Consider the following 14,748-nt stretch of genomic DNA (forward strand, 5'->3'; position numbering starts at 1 on the left):
TCACAATTTTAATGGATTTCTCATCTTTGTCATGGGCTTATTTTTGGGGGATAGGTCAGGTTCAGAATGTGTTTTTGTCTATTCTATCTTTATATATCACCATTTCCATTCAATTTTTAAATAAATTACTGCCTCATTTTGATAAGTTACATGCTCTTTCTTTTGGTATTAAATCACCTAATCCAATAGATATAAATTTAAAATTATTCGATATTCTAGGACGAATCTCTATCTATGGTATATGGCTTTATTGGCAGTTTATTAAAAATTCTGGAATTGGTGATGAAGTCAAAACTAAGGAAATTCAATTACAACTGAATAATTGTTCAACTGCTGTAAAAGAGCTAATTCAATTTAACCCCATATTATTTACACCTTATACTGATAATCAGGCGGTTGATATAGCATTAGCCCTATGGTTTTTATCTAGGGAGTCGTCAAATAGAAAGGATTTGCATACATGGCTATCCGAAATGATTAAGCGTATTGATTTAAATTTTCAGCTTAAAAGCCATTATCCAATTATGTTTAATTCTTATGAAGAATTGATTGAACATCCTAAAGCTTTAGAAAACTACTATACATCAGCAACTGCAAGTAGTACTTTATATCCGATTATTGCAATGTTTGCGGTTATTCTCAAATTTGATGATATTTATAATCAATTACAAGCATTAAAAACCAAACATCTTACACATTGTAATTTTCAATTATGGTATCCCGATCAGCTTTCTGAAACACATATTTATACTAATAGTTCTATTCATGGGGTATCTTTAGTAAATATAGATATACATGAAAGTAGTGCTCCTTTCATCAAGCAAATCTTCGATGAATGCGAACTAAATAATTCTTTTTCAGAGTTATCCGCAGTAAAAGCGGATTTCTGGCCGATGATTTTTATTGTTTGTAGGCATTATAAGCTTCCATTGCCCCCTCATTTGATTAAATGGTTAGAAAATTCTCAATATTAGTTCTGAGTCACTGCAATTTATCAGCAGTGACGCAGAACCCAGTACTTGATTTTACCCAGTAAAAGCAACACATTCAGCCATTTTATCCTATCGGACCAAATCCGATAGGATAAAATTTCCTTTCATAACCCCTTGCCCAGCAAGCACCATTTTGATAGTTTTAAATAAAGCATAACTGATGAGCCTGGGCAGTTCAGGCGAAACCTTATTAAGGTCTTATGCTAAGCCATCCTGTTCCCTAACCTAATGGCTGGACGTTTGAGTCGGGAAACCCTTCATGGATATCTGTCATTCGGCAGCGTAAATTTCTAAAGAAATTTACTGTCATCACAACACCTTGTTATGACTCAGTCTAAGCGCAGAGTTACTTCTTTGCGTATTCATCTACCTATTTAAATAAAAAAGGAGAACAACACTAAAAAACCGCAGTAAACAGGCTATATCGTTTGCCTTATAACGATTGATTTGCCCCCCAGTTGGAGCCTTGTGGCGTAAGCCTGGTATCGCTTTTGAGTGAGCCGCTCGATCAACACTAAACCAAAGTCAGGGCAAGTATTTTAGAGAACAATATCATGCGAAAAGAGTCTTTGAGGCGATCTGCCAATCGCTACTTAAAATCGGATACACGAGGCAGCTTCAAGGATAAACAAAATCGAGCTTTCGTCATTCACAAAATGATTGATGATTTATTCACGAATGGTGAGATCCCCAGTTCTTGGTCTGTTTTAAAAATTCAACATATCCAAAACCTGATTCAGCTTTGGCAAGACAATAAAGTTAAGCCTGCTACTATTATGGATTACATGACCACGATTCGAAGTTTCTTAAACAACATCGATTGTCCATTACAAGGAATCGATAATAAATCCTTGGGATTGGGTCGAATTTATTCGTCCAAAAGAAAAAAAATAGTTTCTCCAGATATTTGGACAAATATAAATGAGCCGGTCGCGAAAATTATTATGGCCTGTCAAATCCAATTCGGTTTGACCTTCAATGAAGCCATTAATCTAAGACCAGACATACACATTAAAGAACACAAACTTTTGCTCACCCGTGAAGTTGCCTTTAATTCAGAGGATAGAAAAATCCCCATTCGTCACAAGAGCCAACTCGTGATTCTTCAGGCATTGATTCAATACAGCAAAGGCCGTCAAAGTTTGTTAGATATGCATCGCTATAATACCATTCGCACCCTTTGGGGTATGGCACTAAGTGCTTATAAATTACCAACCAATAAAACTTACCGATACCTTTATGCTCAACAATTAAAAAAAGAACTGCAGCCCATTCTTGGTAATTACCAAACGAATTGGCTCATTCGCGATGAAATGGGGATTAAATCCCCTAATACACTATGGCTCTACTTAAATGAGTAAATCAAAACTAAAAAGCGCACAGTTCTCGATAAATGAATGCGTTAAAAGTATCAAGGTATACTCCTTTGCCAGCAAAGCCGATATGCGCCTCATGTTAAATCGCTGCATTAAAGACTTACATGAATTAGGATATCAGGTAGGACACATTAATGGCCTCAAACCCAAGCATATTCATATTTTGGTCGAGCATTGGAAAACCCAGGACAAAAATCCTGCAACAATAAAAAACTACATGGCAAAATTACGCAAACTAAGCATTTTGCTGGATAAGCCTCATCTGGTTAAACCCGATAATGACGCATATCAAATCTCAAAGCGTAGCTACATTCCTACTCATAGCAAAGCTATACATCAGATAGATTTTTCAAAATGTACCGATCCTATGATTCAATTATCCCTTGAAGCCCAATCGCTTTTTGGATTACGTCGGGAAGAATCAATGAAATTGGTTATTAGCGATGCCTGGCAAGGTGATTGTCTTAAAATAAAACCTAGCTGGACAAAAGGGGGTATTGGACGAATTGTTGAAATCACTAATGAGGAACAACGTCAGTGGATTGCTAAAACCATGCAGTTAGTGTTACCAGGACACTCGTTGATTCCCAAAAACCGAACCTACAAACAGCACCTTAGTCATTATCAAGTTCAAACACAAAATATGGGCCTTAGCAAATGCCATGGCCTGCGCCATGCCTATGCTCAGCGGCTATACGTGGAATTGACTAAAAGTTTTGATGTAAATGGGAAAGGATTAATTTGTCCTATAAACGGTGGTAAATCTTCAAAAAACCTCAAGGGTCATGAACGCGAATGGGATAGAAGTGCGAGGGAAATACTTAGCCGCCAATTGGGGCATTCTCGTTTAGGGATCATCAAAACCTATTGTGGAAAGTAAGTGATTATGTAAAGTAACTCGAAAAAGAACAGTACTATCAATATATAGATGCCTAAATACTTTACATAATATCTCCGATAATCCTTCTATGCGGCCATAAAAGACCGCCGCACTTAAAGGAGGATTATCTATGAATAAGGTTAAATCAAAAAAGTTATCACTAGATGAATTAGTTTTTGGTGCTTTAAGTCAATTACAAGTACTTAAATATAACGCTCGCTCAATTCGTCGTTATCAGTCCACTTGGACAAGGCTAATAACGTTTGCCAAAAAGTATGGCTTCAAAAATCAGCTTTGTGAAAAGCTTATTCTTGAATTTTTAGCACTTTATGATATTCGCTCTGATTTGCCAACTGCTGCATACAATGATTGGCGAAGACATGCAGAATTTAGCCTTAAAATACTGTGGAATTATGCCCGTTTTGGCTATTTCGAGCGTTGCAAAATTGTATTAGACAAACTCGAAATCCCATTTGCAATGCAGAAAAGTCTATATGAATATAAAAAATATTGCATAGAGAAACGTTACTTGAGTCCCAACACTGCAAGTGTATCTATTAGCCAAATAAGTTTATTTCTTAATTTCATGGGAAAACGAGATATTAAAACATTTCGCCAGATACAACCCAAAGACATATCCGATTTTATCTGTTCATTATCGCGTTACAGTCAAAAAACTATTTCAGGAATTGCTTCCTATCTACGTATGTACTTCAAATTCCTGATTTATCGAGGTGACTTGAAAAATGATTTGAGCCAGTCAGTACCTAGTGTTTCTGTTCCTTATCAGGCAAAAATACCATCCGTTTGGGACCGCGAATTGATAACTAAATTACTTGATACAGTCGATAGAAGCTCACCCAGAGGAAAACGTGATTACGCTATGTTGCTACTGGCCTGCCGATTAGGGTTAAGGTTAGGCGATATTCGTGAGCTTACATTAGATAATATTGACTGGGAAGCAGAAATGATCTCAATCACTCAAGGCAAAACTAAAGCTCCTTTATGTCTCCCTTTAACCAATGAAGTGGGTAATGCTCTGATCGATTATATTAAATTCGCTCGTCCCGAAACAAATTATAGGCAAGTATTTCTGAAGTTAACACAGCCTTTCACTCCCTATAGCAAAAATACTCATTTTTATAACATAGTTAGATACTGGCGCGATTTATCTGGTATTAAATTTAGAAGCCAACAACACCAAGGTCTGCATTCACTACGACATAGTTTAGCCACTTATTTGCTAGAGGATAATATTCCATTTTCGCTGATTGCTGATATTTTAGGTCATGCCTCCATGAATACAACGATGATCTACGCTAAAGCGAGCGTTGAAACATTACGTCAAGTGGCATTGAGTATCAATGAGGTGAATCATGTCAACTAACAGCAAAGCTATTCAGTTTGAAAGCCCACTTGCACCAATGATGAATCAACTGATTCTGGAAAAACGAGCCAGTGGATATAAATATGAAAAACTAGACCGTATTTTAAAGTGCTTTGATCACTTCCTGTGCCATACGACAATAAAGCAAAATGAGTTACCTAAAGAACTTGTATTGCAATGGCTGGAGAAACAACCTGATGAGCAAGCTTCAACACAACAACGTCGAATTATTCTCGTTCGGCAACTTGCGCGATTAATGATACGATTGGGTTACCCAGCCTATGTACCTCCTTATCGCTTTGGCGCTCAACGGTCATATGCTTTCTCACCCTATATTTTTACACAAATTGAGATTCAAAAAATTCTTCATGCTGTAGATCAACTTAAGCCAGCAGCAAGTTCGCCCCTGCGACATCTTATTATTCCAGAGATATTTCGCTTATTGTATGGATGTGGATTTCGATTAAGTGAGGTATTGAATTTACGTGTTCGTGATGTTGATTTGAAACAAGGTGTTATCACTATTCGAGAAGGTAAGCATGGTAAAGACCGGCTGGTTCCACCTGCGTTGGACATGGTAGAACGCTTGCGAGTATATGCTGAAAGCATAGATACTAACTCTCTGGAAAAACGAACTGAAGACACTTTCTTTTTCCCCTCACCGTCAGAAAGTTGTTGGGGCAAAGGAACCATTTATACCCTATTCCGAAAGATGTTACTCCAATGTGGTATTCCTCATGGAGGCAGAGGGAAAGGACCAAGAGTCCATGATCTTCGCCACACTTTTGCGGTACACAGACTGGTTCAGTGGTATGAGGAAGGTTGTGATCTGAATGCGAAGCTACCTTTTCTTGTAGCCTATCTTGGCCATAAAAATTTTACAGGTACACAGAAATATCTTCATCTGACTGCTGAGTTATTTCCTAACCTGACTGAACGCATGAATGAACAGTTTGGCGGTGTAATACCAAAAGGGAGACAATCATGAAACCAACAGATTTTTCAATTTATTTAAGCCGCTTCTTGAGCAACTATCTGGCTGGCCAAAGGAACTTAAGCCCGAATACTATAAAAGCATACCGTGATGTCTTTATTCTACTATTGCGATTTTGTCGTGATGTAAAAAATATTCCGATTGAAAAACTACAACTTGAACAGGTTGATGTGGTTTTAATAGAGGCATTTCTCGATCATATTGAAAAAGATCGACACTGTACGCCACGCACATTAAATCATCGTCTAACCACACTGCATGCATTTTTTCGGTATATTCAAGTAGAAGATCCACTATATTTGCTGCAATGCCAGCGGATACTGGCCATTCCGTTGCGCCGGTTTGTCCGTCCTGAAGTGAGCTATCTCTCTAAAGATCATCTTGCTGCTCTTTTAGCACAACCAAATCTTGGAAAACCTGAGGGTAGGAGAGATGTTGTGCTATTAAGTACTCTTTACGATACTGGTGCGCGAGTTCAGGAATTAATTGACCTTACCGTGGGGGATGTACGATTAAAGACGCCAGCCCAAGTTCGTATTTTAGGCAAAGGAAGAAAAATACGTGTAGTTCCTCTTATGGATAATACAGCTAATCTTTTGCAGAGCTATTTGCATGAAAATAATTTATTGCTTCCTGAGACGTTTGATTATCCATTGTTCCGGAACAATCAAGGTAACAAATTAACACGTGTAGGGGTTAATTATATTCTACAAAAATATGAACGGTTAGTACGTGAAGCTTCTCCCCAGTATAAACAAAGAATCAGTCCGCATACGCTTCGACATACAAAAGGTATGCATTTGCTACAAGGTGGCGTCTCTTTAGATATTATTCGCGACTTCTTAGGCCACGTAGACATAAAAACCACAGAGATTTATGCCAGAGCTAATCTTGAAATGAAACGAGCAGCAATTGAAAAAGTCAGTACGGCACCAATACCAAAAATACCTTCATGGAAAGAAAATAAATCATTATTGCAGTGGCTGCAATCTTTATAGAGGACACATACATGCGCTATTTTAATCGAGAACCACCTGTAATTTTTTAGATATTATGTAATGTAATTTGGTGGATGAGCCATGAAATTATTAGATTTTATTGAACTACTTTACATAATCACTTACTTTCCACAATAAGTTTTATGCAAAGCTTTCCATAACATTTATATTGGTTAAAAATTTTATCTCTTTTGTTTTGCTACACTTTGATATGAATAGACGAATAGAGATATTGATGTCTTCTAACCTAACTAAATCTAAATTTAAGTTGGCACTCGAATGCCCCACTAAGCTTTATTATGTCGATAAACGTGAATACGCAAACCAACTAACAGAAGATGCATTTCTCAAAGCACTAGCAGAAGGGGGTTATCAAGTTGAGGCTTTAGCCCGATGCTATTACCCTCAAGGCATTCTGATTAAAGAAGATGACAATAAATCATCAATAACCGCTACTCAAAAATTGCTGCTTGATGAATCCATAATATTATTTGAAGCAGCCATTCAATATAAGAGGTATTTTGTTCGAGCAGATATTTTAATCAAAGAGAAGAATCACCTTAAGCTCATTGAGGTAAAAGCAAAATCTATTGATAAAAACACAAGAACCAATATTGAAAAAAGAGATGGAACAATTAATGCTGATTGGAAATCGTACATTGCAGATATTGCTTTTCAGAAATGGGTATTACAGAACGCTTATCCAAATTACCGAATCTCAAGCTATCTGATGCTTATTGATAAAGATAGCCTTTGTCCAACGGATGGATTGAACCAAAAGTTTATTTTGGAGAAAGATCAATTTGGAAAGCCACGCGTGAAAATAGCAGATACTTTATCTGCTGAGGATTTATCTGTCCCACTCTTAAAAGAAATGAATGTAGACGATCTAATTGAAAAAATTTGGACTGAACGCGATGAAAAAGGCATTGATTTTAAAAATCAATTCCAGGAATTCAGTGACTATTATTTCAGAGATAAAAAATCACCACCTATTCTAAAAAAGGAATGCGCTAAATGCCAATTTAGAACACTTCAAGATGAGGCAGGTTTTAAATCAGGATTTAAGGAGTGTTGGACTGAAGCTTTGCAGTATAGTGACTCTGATTTTCAAGATTCCACCATACTTGATTTATGGGCTTATCCCAAAAAAGATGAATGCTTAAAATCAGGACTTATTAAGCTCAAAGATTTTGATGAGTCTGATTTTCAAACTAAAAGTGACGGTAAGCCAGGTCTTTCTCAATCTGAGCGGCAATGGCTTCAGATAGAAAAAGTTAAAAATGTTGATAATGAGGTATGGTTGGACAAGCAAGGGCTAGAAGATGAAATCGCTTCATGGACTTACCCATTACATTTTATTGATTTTGAAACAGCTATGATGCCAATTCCCTTTAAAAAAGGCATGCATCCATATCAAGGTGTTGCATTCCAGTTTTCACATCATATCATTGACCAGCAAGGGAATATTGAGCATTTTGGTGAATACTTAAATACTGATCCAGGCATCGATCCTTCTATCGAGTTTGTTCGGGCTCTTAAAAAAGAATTAGAAAAAGATACCGGGACCATTTTTCGTTACAGCAATCATGAAAATACATACCTCAATTTTATTTTGCGCCAACTTGAAGAAATGTCCGAATCACCTCCCGATAAAGAAGAACTATGTGACTTCATAAAATCAATTACTAAATCGTCTGGTAAAAGTCGTGAACAATGGGAGGGAGCTCGATGCATGGTTGATTTATGGGAGCTGGTAAAACGATTTTATTATGATCCTTTTACTAAAGGGTCAAACTCTATTAAAACAATATTTCCAACAATCATAAAGCGTTCTAAGTTTTTACAGGATAAATACAGTAAACCCATTTATGGAGCTAAAAATGGAGTCTCCAGTAAAAATTTTACAGATCAACAATGGATTGTTTTTGATCACAACGAAATTAAAGATCCTTATTCATTGCTTGCCCCCATCAATAAAGAAATACCAAATGAGAAAATTGAACTGTTATTTGAAGATGATCAATTAAAGGAAGGAGGGGCTGCAACCATTGCTTATGCCAAATTACAATTTACTCATATGAGTGATTTTGAGCGTGATGAGCTGAGAAAAGCACTTTTAAGATACTGCGAGTTGGACACCTTGGCAATGGTTATGATTGTTGAAGCATGGTTTGATATGCTGAGTTAAATCATCATGCAGGTTGTTGTTAAAATATCAATTAATATCAAATAGATTCATTTGATAACAGCATCAGAAAAAGTATTGATTTTCCAATAAGGCCAGATAAAATTGAGGCTACACAACTGATGATCCAGTGTGAGTCTGGTGAAACCTGATTAAATTTTTCGGGTCTTGTGATAACACCATCTTCTTCCTTAATTTAATGGTGGAACGTTTAGTCGGGAAACTTTTGAATCTTGTTTATCTCAAGATTCAATTTCATGGATATGATTCATGGCTTTATGCCCAGGAATGCTATAAGCATAACTTCTTTAACAATCAGGCAAATCAACCACCGTTTCGGTGATTTTGTTTTGCAAACCCATTGGGGATTTTTTATCCCAATGGGGATAGGTAATCCTCTTTAAATCAAGGAGCAATACCATGCAAACAATTAATCCTAACTCTTTGGAAATTGAACATCTGTTAGTTGAATTAGCTTTGTGCGTCAATGATCTTCAGGTTTATCGCCAGAAGTTAACTATGGATGATGCTAATCAGGCAGAACTAAGTTTAAGCAAATTGGAATCGCTGATTTCATTTATCAGAAATCACAGGAATCCTTTAAGGCTTGTTGTAATTTAATTAGCAAAATATATCTATTTTCAAATCTAATAACAACCTAATGCGGGAGCATGCTCCCGCAGGGACTTGCTCTCTTTATAATTTCAGGAGAACAAGCCCATGGATAAACCTAAAATTTATGTAGCCTGCTTGGCATCTTACAATAATGGTATTTTATATGGTGAATGGATAGATGCTACCCAAAGCGAAAGCGAAGTAATGGCAGATATACAAACCCTGTTAGCAAATAGTCCAATAGAGAATGCCGAGGAATTTGCGATCCATGATTTTGAAGGATTTGGTAATCTCAGGCTTGATGAGTATGAGTCTATTGCAACAGTGGTAGCTTATGCGGAATTTATAGTTGAGCATGACGAACTTGGACAGGCTTTGCTTGCTGAATATGGGCTTGAAGATGCAGAAAAGATGGTAACTGATTGTTATCATGGCTGTTACGATTCAGAAGTTGATTTTGCCTGGCATCTTTTTGAAGAATGCTATAGTAATGCGATACCAGATAATTTGATGTGTTATTTTGATTGTGAGGCTTTTGCTCGTGATCTTTTTATCAGTGATTATTGTTCGGTAGAAGGAAATGGAATGACTCATGTTTTTTCAAGGTACTAAGCCCCATTTTCGGGGCTTTTTTATTGTTTAATAAATGAACCATGGGTAGCTGATTAGATTGATAATTGATAATGATAATCAGATCTATTTATATTAAATAATAGCAATCACCGTAAGAGGATATTCAAATATCAGTTGTAGAATGTTAGTGTTAATAAAATAATTAACAAATTGAGTGGGATTTTTAGTAATTTATTCCTGAATATAATGAAAAAATCAAAATAGCCCCTTATTGCGAAAGAAGAGTATAATCTTCGCGTTACCTATTTTGTAGGTAAAATTTAGATTGGAATTTTCAAGAATGCATTCCTCACTCTTTTGAATTAGTATTTGATTTTACCCAATTTTACATTGGGTAAAGTGTTTATCGATGATGATATATTTCGTATGTAAGCTCAACAAGTGATTTATTTTACATTCAAGTATAGTGAATTTATTGTTTCTACCTAGATGGTATGAGGCAGTTTTAGGTTTTAATAGAAGGTATTATATGAATGTTGAACCTGGACTATTTGGTTTAATTAATACAAATAGAGATTTTACACGCAAAGAAACATGGGGTAAGAACCAATTTAACTCATCTTTTCCTGCTGCTTTATGTTGTTATATGGCCTCAAAGAATATGCTAGCGAACTATCTTTCTATTTCAAAAGGGATTTTTAAGCATGATTTAATATCTATAGATAATGTATTTGGAATAAGCTTTAACGATGAAGATACTTTTTTTGCTTTTGAATCGCAGCATACTCCTTATCAAAAACATGTACTTGGCACCTTGCCAAGAACAGATTTAGTTATACAAAGAAAAAGTACCGGAGAATGTTTATCTGGATTAGAAGTCAAGTTGACCGCACTTCCCGACAATACAACTTGCAATCTGGATGAAGGGTTATACGGATGTGAGATAGTAGTTAGGCCAGATACGATAGTCTATTTAGCCTGTAGCATTGCTTCGGGACTTTCATCATCTTTGAATGATCTAATTCCAGAAATTGCAATTCAAGATTGGACAGAAGCAAAATATGTATTAGAAAATATAGTTGAAATAGTAAATGCTATTGCCAAAATATCTGTGGTATTAGAAGATAAACAGCGTCCTTTCCTCCTCCAGCCAATTTGGAAAACTATTGGAAAAGTCTCGGTTTTAGCTGAAAATTGTCTGGATATGTTTATTTGGAGTGATGCTGGTTTTTGTAATTTCATATCAAAAATTGCTAAGGGAGACACTAAAGCACCCTATATTACTCGGCAAACAAGAACAGCTGTTTGGTTATTTAAAATGCTTAGCGATATAAAGAATAAAGGGCATTTTGATCATAAAGTTATTATAGATTCACTTTCATATAATACAAAGAATGATAAGGCTTTTGCTTCAGCGGGAAATATAACCAACAAATATATGAAATGTGAAAGATTAGTTAAACCTGCTATTCTAAAAAATGAAATCAAAGAAATCATTTTAGGTGGTGGGCAGAATTTATTAAGTCCAGAAAGGCGTTTTGATGCCATAATATTTAGTTCACCGAGGTTATTCGAATGAGATGCATTGATCTTTTTGCAGGATGTGGGGGGATGTCTTTAGGTTTCCAGAACGCTGGTTTTACAATTATGGCTGCATTTGAGAATTGGAAACCTGCAATTAATGTATATAAGGAAAATTTTCATCATCCAATTTTTGAACAAGACTTAACGGATGAGAAAAATGCTATTGAAAAAATAAAAGAATATTTACCAGATCTTATAATGGGAGGACCTCCGTGCCAAGATTTTTCTAGTGCAGGAAAACGCGATATTAACGGGGGACGTGCCGACCTAACATATAATTTTGCGAACATTGTTTGTGCAGTGAAACCAGAATGGTTTGTTATGGAGAATGTGGAGCAAATCAAGAAAAGCCATATACTTGTCGATATAATTGACCAATTTGAGGCTACAGGTTATGGTTTAACATCCATAATACTTGATGCATCTTATTGCGGTATACCTCAAGCAAGAACTCGGTTTTTTCTAATTGGCCATTATGGGGATAAGCACAATCAGTTGAAGGGTATTATCAAAAAAAACCTTTCTGATAAACCTACAACGATTAGAGATTATCTAGGAGATAAACTTGGTTTAGAGAATTATTATCGTCATCCACGAAATTATAACCGAAGGGGTGTGTTTTCTATTGATGAACCTAGTCCGACTGTTCGGGGAGTCAACCGTCCGGTTCCAAAGGGGTATAAACTGAATACATGCGATCCTGCGAACGTAATTTTAGAAGATATTAGACCACTAACCACGATTGAGCGAAGTTGGCTACAAACATTTCCAGAAAACTTTAAATTCGTAGGATGTAAAACCAATTTAGAGCAGATGATTGGTAATGCGGTTCCAGTTAAATTAGGTACATTTATTGCGAGTGCTATTAAAGAATATTCTAATTTATATATAAATGAAAAACTTAAAACAGATCAAATATTTCAATTGTCTAATAGACCTCTTCATAAAGATCTTGAATTAGCTTAGTTACATACATATTTAATGGCAATTTTTTTTATGGTCCATTCTAAGTTGTTAATTTAGGGTATCACGTTATTGATACCCTAATTTATTTGGTTTTGGGTTGTTTCCCGATGGCGATGAATGAAGTATTTTTTTATTTTGATAAATAAAGTCACCGGATTATTTGATTAATGAAAAAAAATTCCAAGAAAGATTTAACTTATTGTGAATTAAAGATGGTTCCGTGCGTATCTAACTGCTCAATATTCATTAATTTATCCATTAAAGAAGCTTCAGTATAATCATTGTGATCTAGCACTAAAATAAGTTTTTCAATAAAATTAGCCCATTTTTCTAGTGCTTCTTGACGTTGTGGGAGCATTTCATTTTTGTTATAGGTTGCCATTATCTTAGGCATTTTATGGCCGAGACATTTTTCTATCACTACGGGATCTACCTGGAGTGTTTCGCCAAGTTGTGTGGCAAATGTACGGCGCAGATCATGAGCTGTCCATTGAGGGATGCCTATTCGATCTTGTATTCGTAACACGGCTTTTGGTAAGGCTTTATCTGAAAGTGGAGATATGCCATCAGCACCACTGATAACATATTCTCCTGTACTACAATTATTCAGATCCTGAAATAATGATTTGACAAGCTCAGTTAAGTGCACTCGCATGATTAGTCCAGTTTTGGTATGAGCAGGAGGGATAGTCCAAAGTGATCTCTCAAAATCCAACTCTTTCCATGTTGCTAGCCTCAGTTCTCCTGTGCGAACACCAGTTAACAGTATAATTTTGAGTGCATTTTTAATTTGCAGTGATATAGCGTTTTTATCACTATCTAAAAATAACCATATAGTTTTGACTTCATCCAGAGTTAAATATCGGTCTCGTGGTTTCTCTTGACCACCAATATCTCGAGATCGAATATTGGCAGCTGGATTTACTGACAGTTCTCCACGACTTACCGCATAGTTGAATGCCTGTTTTATTGTGCTAAGCACTTTATTAGCATGAACAGGGGAGCCACGTTTAACTATTTTGTCTAATTCTTTAGTGATATGTCTTGTTTGGATATTTTGAAGCTCTATATCACCTAATGAAGGGATAATATCTGAATAAATATGTTGTTTGATTTGCTGGGGTTGCTTTCGATGGCGTTCAATATAGTTAGTATACCAATTCAATACGAATTCTTTGACTGTGTATTTAGCTTGATCTTCTTCTTGCTTGGCCACCAGTTTTGGGTTTGTTCCAGTTCGACGGATGACACGTAGATCAATGAATTTCTTTTTTGCCTCAGCCAAACTCATTTCAGGATAATGCCCAATGATCATATAATCTTTTTTATCGTCAATTTTATAACGATAGATCCATGTTTTAGATCCCGTTGGATAAATGAATATACCAAAGCCACCGCCTTCATATTTTTCATCACGTTTTTCTTTAGGTTTGAGATTTTTAATGTAAGTGTCTGTGAACTTTGCCATATTTTCTCCCATGCATATAAGTGGCACTAATGGGTACTTTGGTGGGTACTTAATTTTGTTTTTGAATGTTATCGAAAGTTACTAAATTATACCCATATTAGGCGTTAATCCTTTACCGATCAAGGGTTTTTTGTTATATTTGATAGCTTAAGTTATTACTTTAAATATCGATGGAAAGAGGATGGGGTGCTAGTGGTCGAAGGTTCAAATCCTTCCGTCCCGACCAATACCAGTAAGGCTTATAAGAAACATCCCTCCCCTAATAAAAATTCTTGGCTACACTTCTGGCTACACTTTCCAAAAATTTGATCTTATGAAATCAATTGGCTCATCCCATTGCCAGAGCCAATAGTTACCTCAAATACAGAATATCTCCATCTTATATTCTATTATTCAACATGTTAACATAGGCATAGCCACTTTTTATTGGGTTAAAAGGAGAAGTACATGAAGAATACTGCATTTAAAATAATCTTTTTTTTAGGAGCACTTATTCTAGGATTAAGTATGTCATCGTGTACAACAAAAGCGGTTTCAACTGAAACTCATCCTGAGAATAGTTATGAGGGTGGTTTTGGTGGAGACGGTGGGCATACACATCCCAATAAATAATACTACGTTCAATAGGATAAAGAATGGAATTAAATGCATGGTTTTTAGGTGCTGTAGGGATACTAATTATTTTACTATCAGGTCTAATAATTTTTTTTATAAAACATAAGAAAAC

Annotated in this window: 13 protein-coding genes; 12 read left to right on the top strand and 1 reads right to left on the bottom strand. The window is 35.9% G+C overall.

Features of this window, described 5'->3' with window-relative positions; translation table 11 throughout:
- Nucleotides 1-11: 11 nt before the first annotated feature.
- From DYE45_RS02520 to DYE45_RS02570, 11 genes are all read left to right on the top strand, one after another.
- Entirely contained in the window at nt 12-974 is a 963-nt protein-coding gene (locus tag DYE45_RS02520) for a hypothetical protein (protein WP_133138224.1), read from the top strand.
- A gap of 572 nt (nt 975-1,546) precedes the next feature.
- Nucleotides 1,547-2,353, top strand: a complete 807-nt coding sequence (locus DYE45_RS02525; RefSeq protein WP_165481724.1) for a phage integrase N-terminal domain-containing protein — start codon at nt 1,547-1,549, stop codon at nt 2,351-2,353.
- On the top strand, nt 2,346-3,248 hold the full coding sequence (locus tag DYE45_RS02530; RefSeq protein ID WP_115300373.1) for a phage integrase N-terminal domain-containing protein: 903 nt from the start codon (nt 2,346-2,348) through the stop codon (nt 3,246-3,248). The genes DYE45_RS02525 and DYE45_RS02530 overlap by 8 nt, the downstream gene beginning before the upstream one ends.
- Before the next feature lie 130 nt (nt 3,249-3,378).
- Entirely contained in the window at nt 3,379-4,635 is a 1,257-nt protein-coding gene (locus DYE45_RS02535; RefSeq protein ID WP_115300374.1) for a site-specific integrase, read from the top strand.
- Nucleotides 4,625-5,623: a tyrosine-type recombinase/integrase gene (locus DYE45_RS02540; protein WP_115300375.1), complete on the top strand. Its 999-nt coding sequence runs from the start codon at nt 4,625-4,627 to the stop codon at nt 5,621-5,623. Before DYE45_RS02535 ends, DYE45_RS02540 begins: the two co-directional genes overlap by 11 nt.
- On the top strand, nt 5,620-6,627 hold the full coding sequence (locus DYE45_RS02545) for a site-specific integrase (RefSeq protein ID WP_006871350.1): 1,008 nt from the start codon (nt 5,620-5,622) through the stop codon (nt 6,625-6,627). The genes DYE45_RS02540 and DYE45_RS02545 overlap by 4 nt, the downstream gene beginning before the upstream one ends.
- Nucleotides 6,628-6,862: 235 nt before the next feature.
- The gene (locus DYE45_RS02550; RefSeq protein ID WP_165481725.1) at nt 6,863-8,818 is read left to right on the top strand and encodes a DUF2779 domain-containing protein; all 1,956 of its coding nucleotides are present in this window, start codon (nt 6,863-6,865) and stop codon (nt 8,816-8,818) included.
- A 417-nt stretch (nt 8,819-9,235) separates the two neighbouring features.
- Entirely contained in the window at nt 9,236-9,436 is a 201-nt protein-coding gene (locus DYE45_RS02555; RefSeq protein WP_115300376.1) for a hypothetical protein, read from the top strand.
- A 99-nt stretch (nt 9,437-9,535) separates the two neighbouring features.
- Nucleotides 9,536-10,042 (top strand): antirestriction protein ArdA, encoded by a 507-nt coding sequence (locus DYE45_RS02560; RefSeq protein WP_115300377.1) that lies wholly within the window; start codon nt 9,536-9,538, stop codon nt 10,040-10,042.
- Between the two features lie 490 nt (nt 10,043-10,532).
- Entirely contained in the window at nt 10,533-11,582 is a 1,050-nt protein-coding gene (locus DYE45_RS02565) for a HindVP family restriction endonuclease (protein WP_115300378.1), read from the top strand.
- Nucleotides 11,579-12,553 (top strand): DNA cytosine methyltransferase, encoded by a 975-nt coding sequence (locus DYE45_RS02570; RefSeq protein WP_115300379.1) that lies wholly within the window; start codon nt 11,579-11,581, stop codon nt 12,551-12,553. Before DYE45_RS02565 ends, DYE45_RS02570 begins: the two co-directional genes overlap by 4 nt.
- 196 nt (nt 12,554-12,749) lie before the next feature.
- On the opposite strand, the gene DYE45_RS02575 is transcribed toward DYE45_RS02570, so the two are convergent.
- Nucleotides 12,750-14,021, bottom strand: a complete 1,272-nt coding sequence (locus DYE45_RS02575) for a tyrosine-type recombinase/integrase (protein WP_115300380.1) — start codon at nt 14,019-14,021, stop codon at nt 12,750-12,752.
- A 447-nt stretch (nt 14,022-14,468) separates the two neighbouring features.
- Between DYE45_RS02575 and DYE45_RS14750 the strand changes: the two genes are divergently transcribed.
- Nucleotides 14,469-14,633, top strand: a complete 165-nt coding sequence (locus tag DYE45_RS14750; protein WP_165481726.1) for a hypothetical protein — start codon at nt 14,469-14,471, stop codon at nt 14,631-14,633.
- Nucleotides 14,634-14,748 lie beyond the last annotated feature (115 nt).

The organism is Legionella taurinensis (assembly GCF_900452865.1).
Taxonomy (GTDB): domain Bacteria; phylum Pseudomonadota; class Gammaproteobacteria; order Legionellales; family Legionellaceae; genus Legionella_C; species Legionella_C taurinensis.

What these genes read in the sequence shown, in the direction of transcription:
- DYE45_RS02520 (WP_133138224.1), top strand. Translation starts at nt 12, where the DNA reads ATGGATTTCTCATCTTTGTCATGGGCTTATTTTTGGGGGATAGGTCAG.
- DYE45_RS02525 (WP_165481724.1), top strand. Translation starts at nt 1,547, where the DNA reads ATGCGAAAAGAGTCTTTGAGGCGATCTGCCAATCGCTACTTAAAATCG.
- DYE45_RS02530 (WP_115300373.1), top strand. Translation starts at nt 2,346, where the DNA reads ATGAGTAAATCAAAACTAAAAAGCGCACAGTTCTCGATAAATGAATGC.
- DYE45_RS02535 (WP_115300374.1), top strand. Translation starts at nt 3,379, where the DNA reads ATGAATAAGGTTAAATCAAAAAAGTTATCACTAGATGAATTAGTTTTT.
- DYE45_RS02540 (WP_115300375.1), top strand. Translation starts at nt 4,625, where the DNA reads ATGTCAACTAACAGCAAAGCTATTCAGTTTGAAAGCCCACTTGCACCA.
- DYE45_RS02545 (WP_006871350.1), top strand. Translation starts at nt 5,620, where the DNA reads ATGAAACCAACAGATTTTTCAATTTATTTAAGCCGCTTCTTGAGCAAC.
- DYE45_RS02550 (WP_165481725.1), top strand. Translation starts at nt 6,863, where the DNA reads ATGTCTTCTAACCTAACTAAATCTAAATTTAAGTTGGCACTCGAATGC.
- DYE45_RS02555 (WP_115300376.1), top strand. Translation starts at nt 9,236, where the DNA reads ATGCAAACAATTAATCCTAACTCTTTGGAAATTGAACATCTGTTAGTT.
- DYE45_RS02560 (WP_115300377.1), top strand. Translation starts at nt 9,536, where the DNA reads ATGGATAAACCTAAAATTTATGTAGCCTGCTTGGCATCTTACAATAAT.
- DYE45_RS02565 (WP_115300378.1), top strand. Translation starts at nt 10,533, where the DNA reads ATGAATGTTGAACCTGGACTATTTGGTTTAATTAATACAAATAGAGAT.
- DYE45_RS02570 (WP_115300379.1), top strand. Translation starts at nt 11,579, where the DNA reads ATGAGATGCATTGATCTTTTTGCAGGATGTGGGGGGATGTCTTTAGGT.
- DYE45_RS02575 (WP_115300380.1), bottom strand. Translation starts at nt 14,021, where the DNA reads ATGGCAAAGTTCACAGACACTTACATTAAAAATCTCAAACCTAAAGAA.
- DYE45_RS14750 (WP_165481726.1), top strand. Translation starts at nt 14,469, where the DNA reads ATGAAGAATACTGCATTTAAAATAATCTTTTTTTTAGGAGCACTTATT.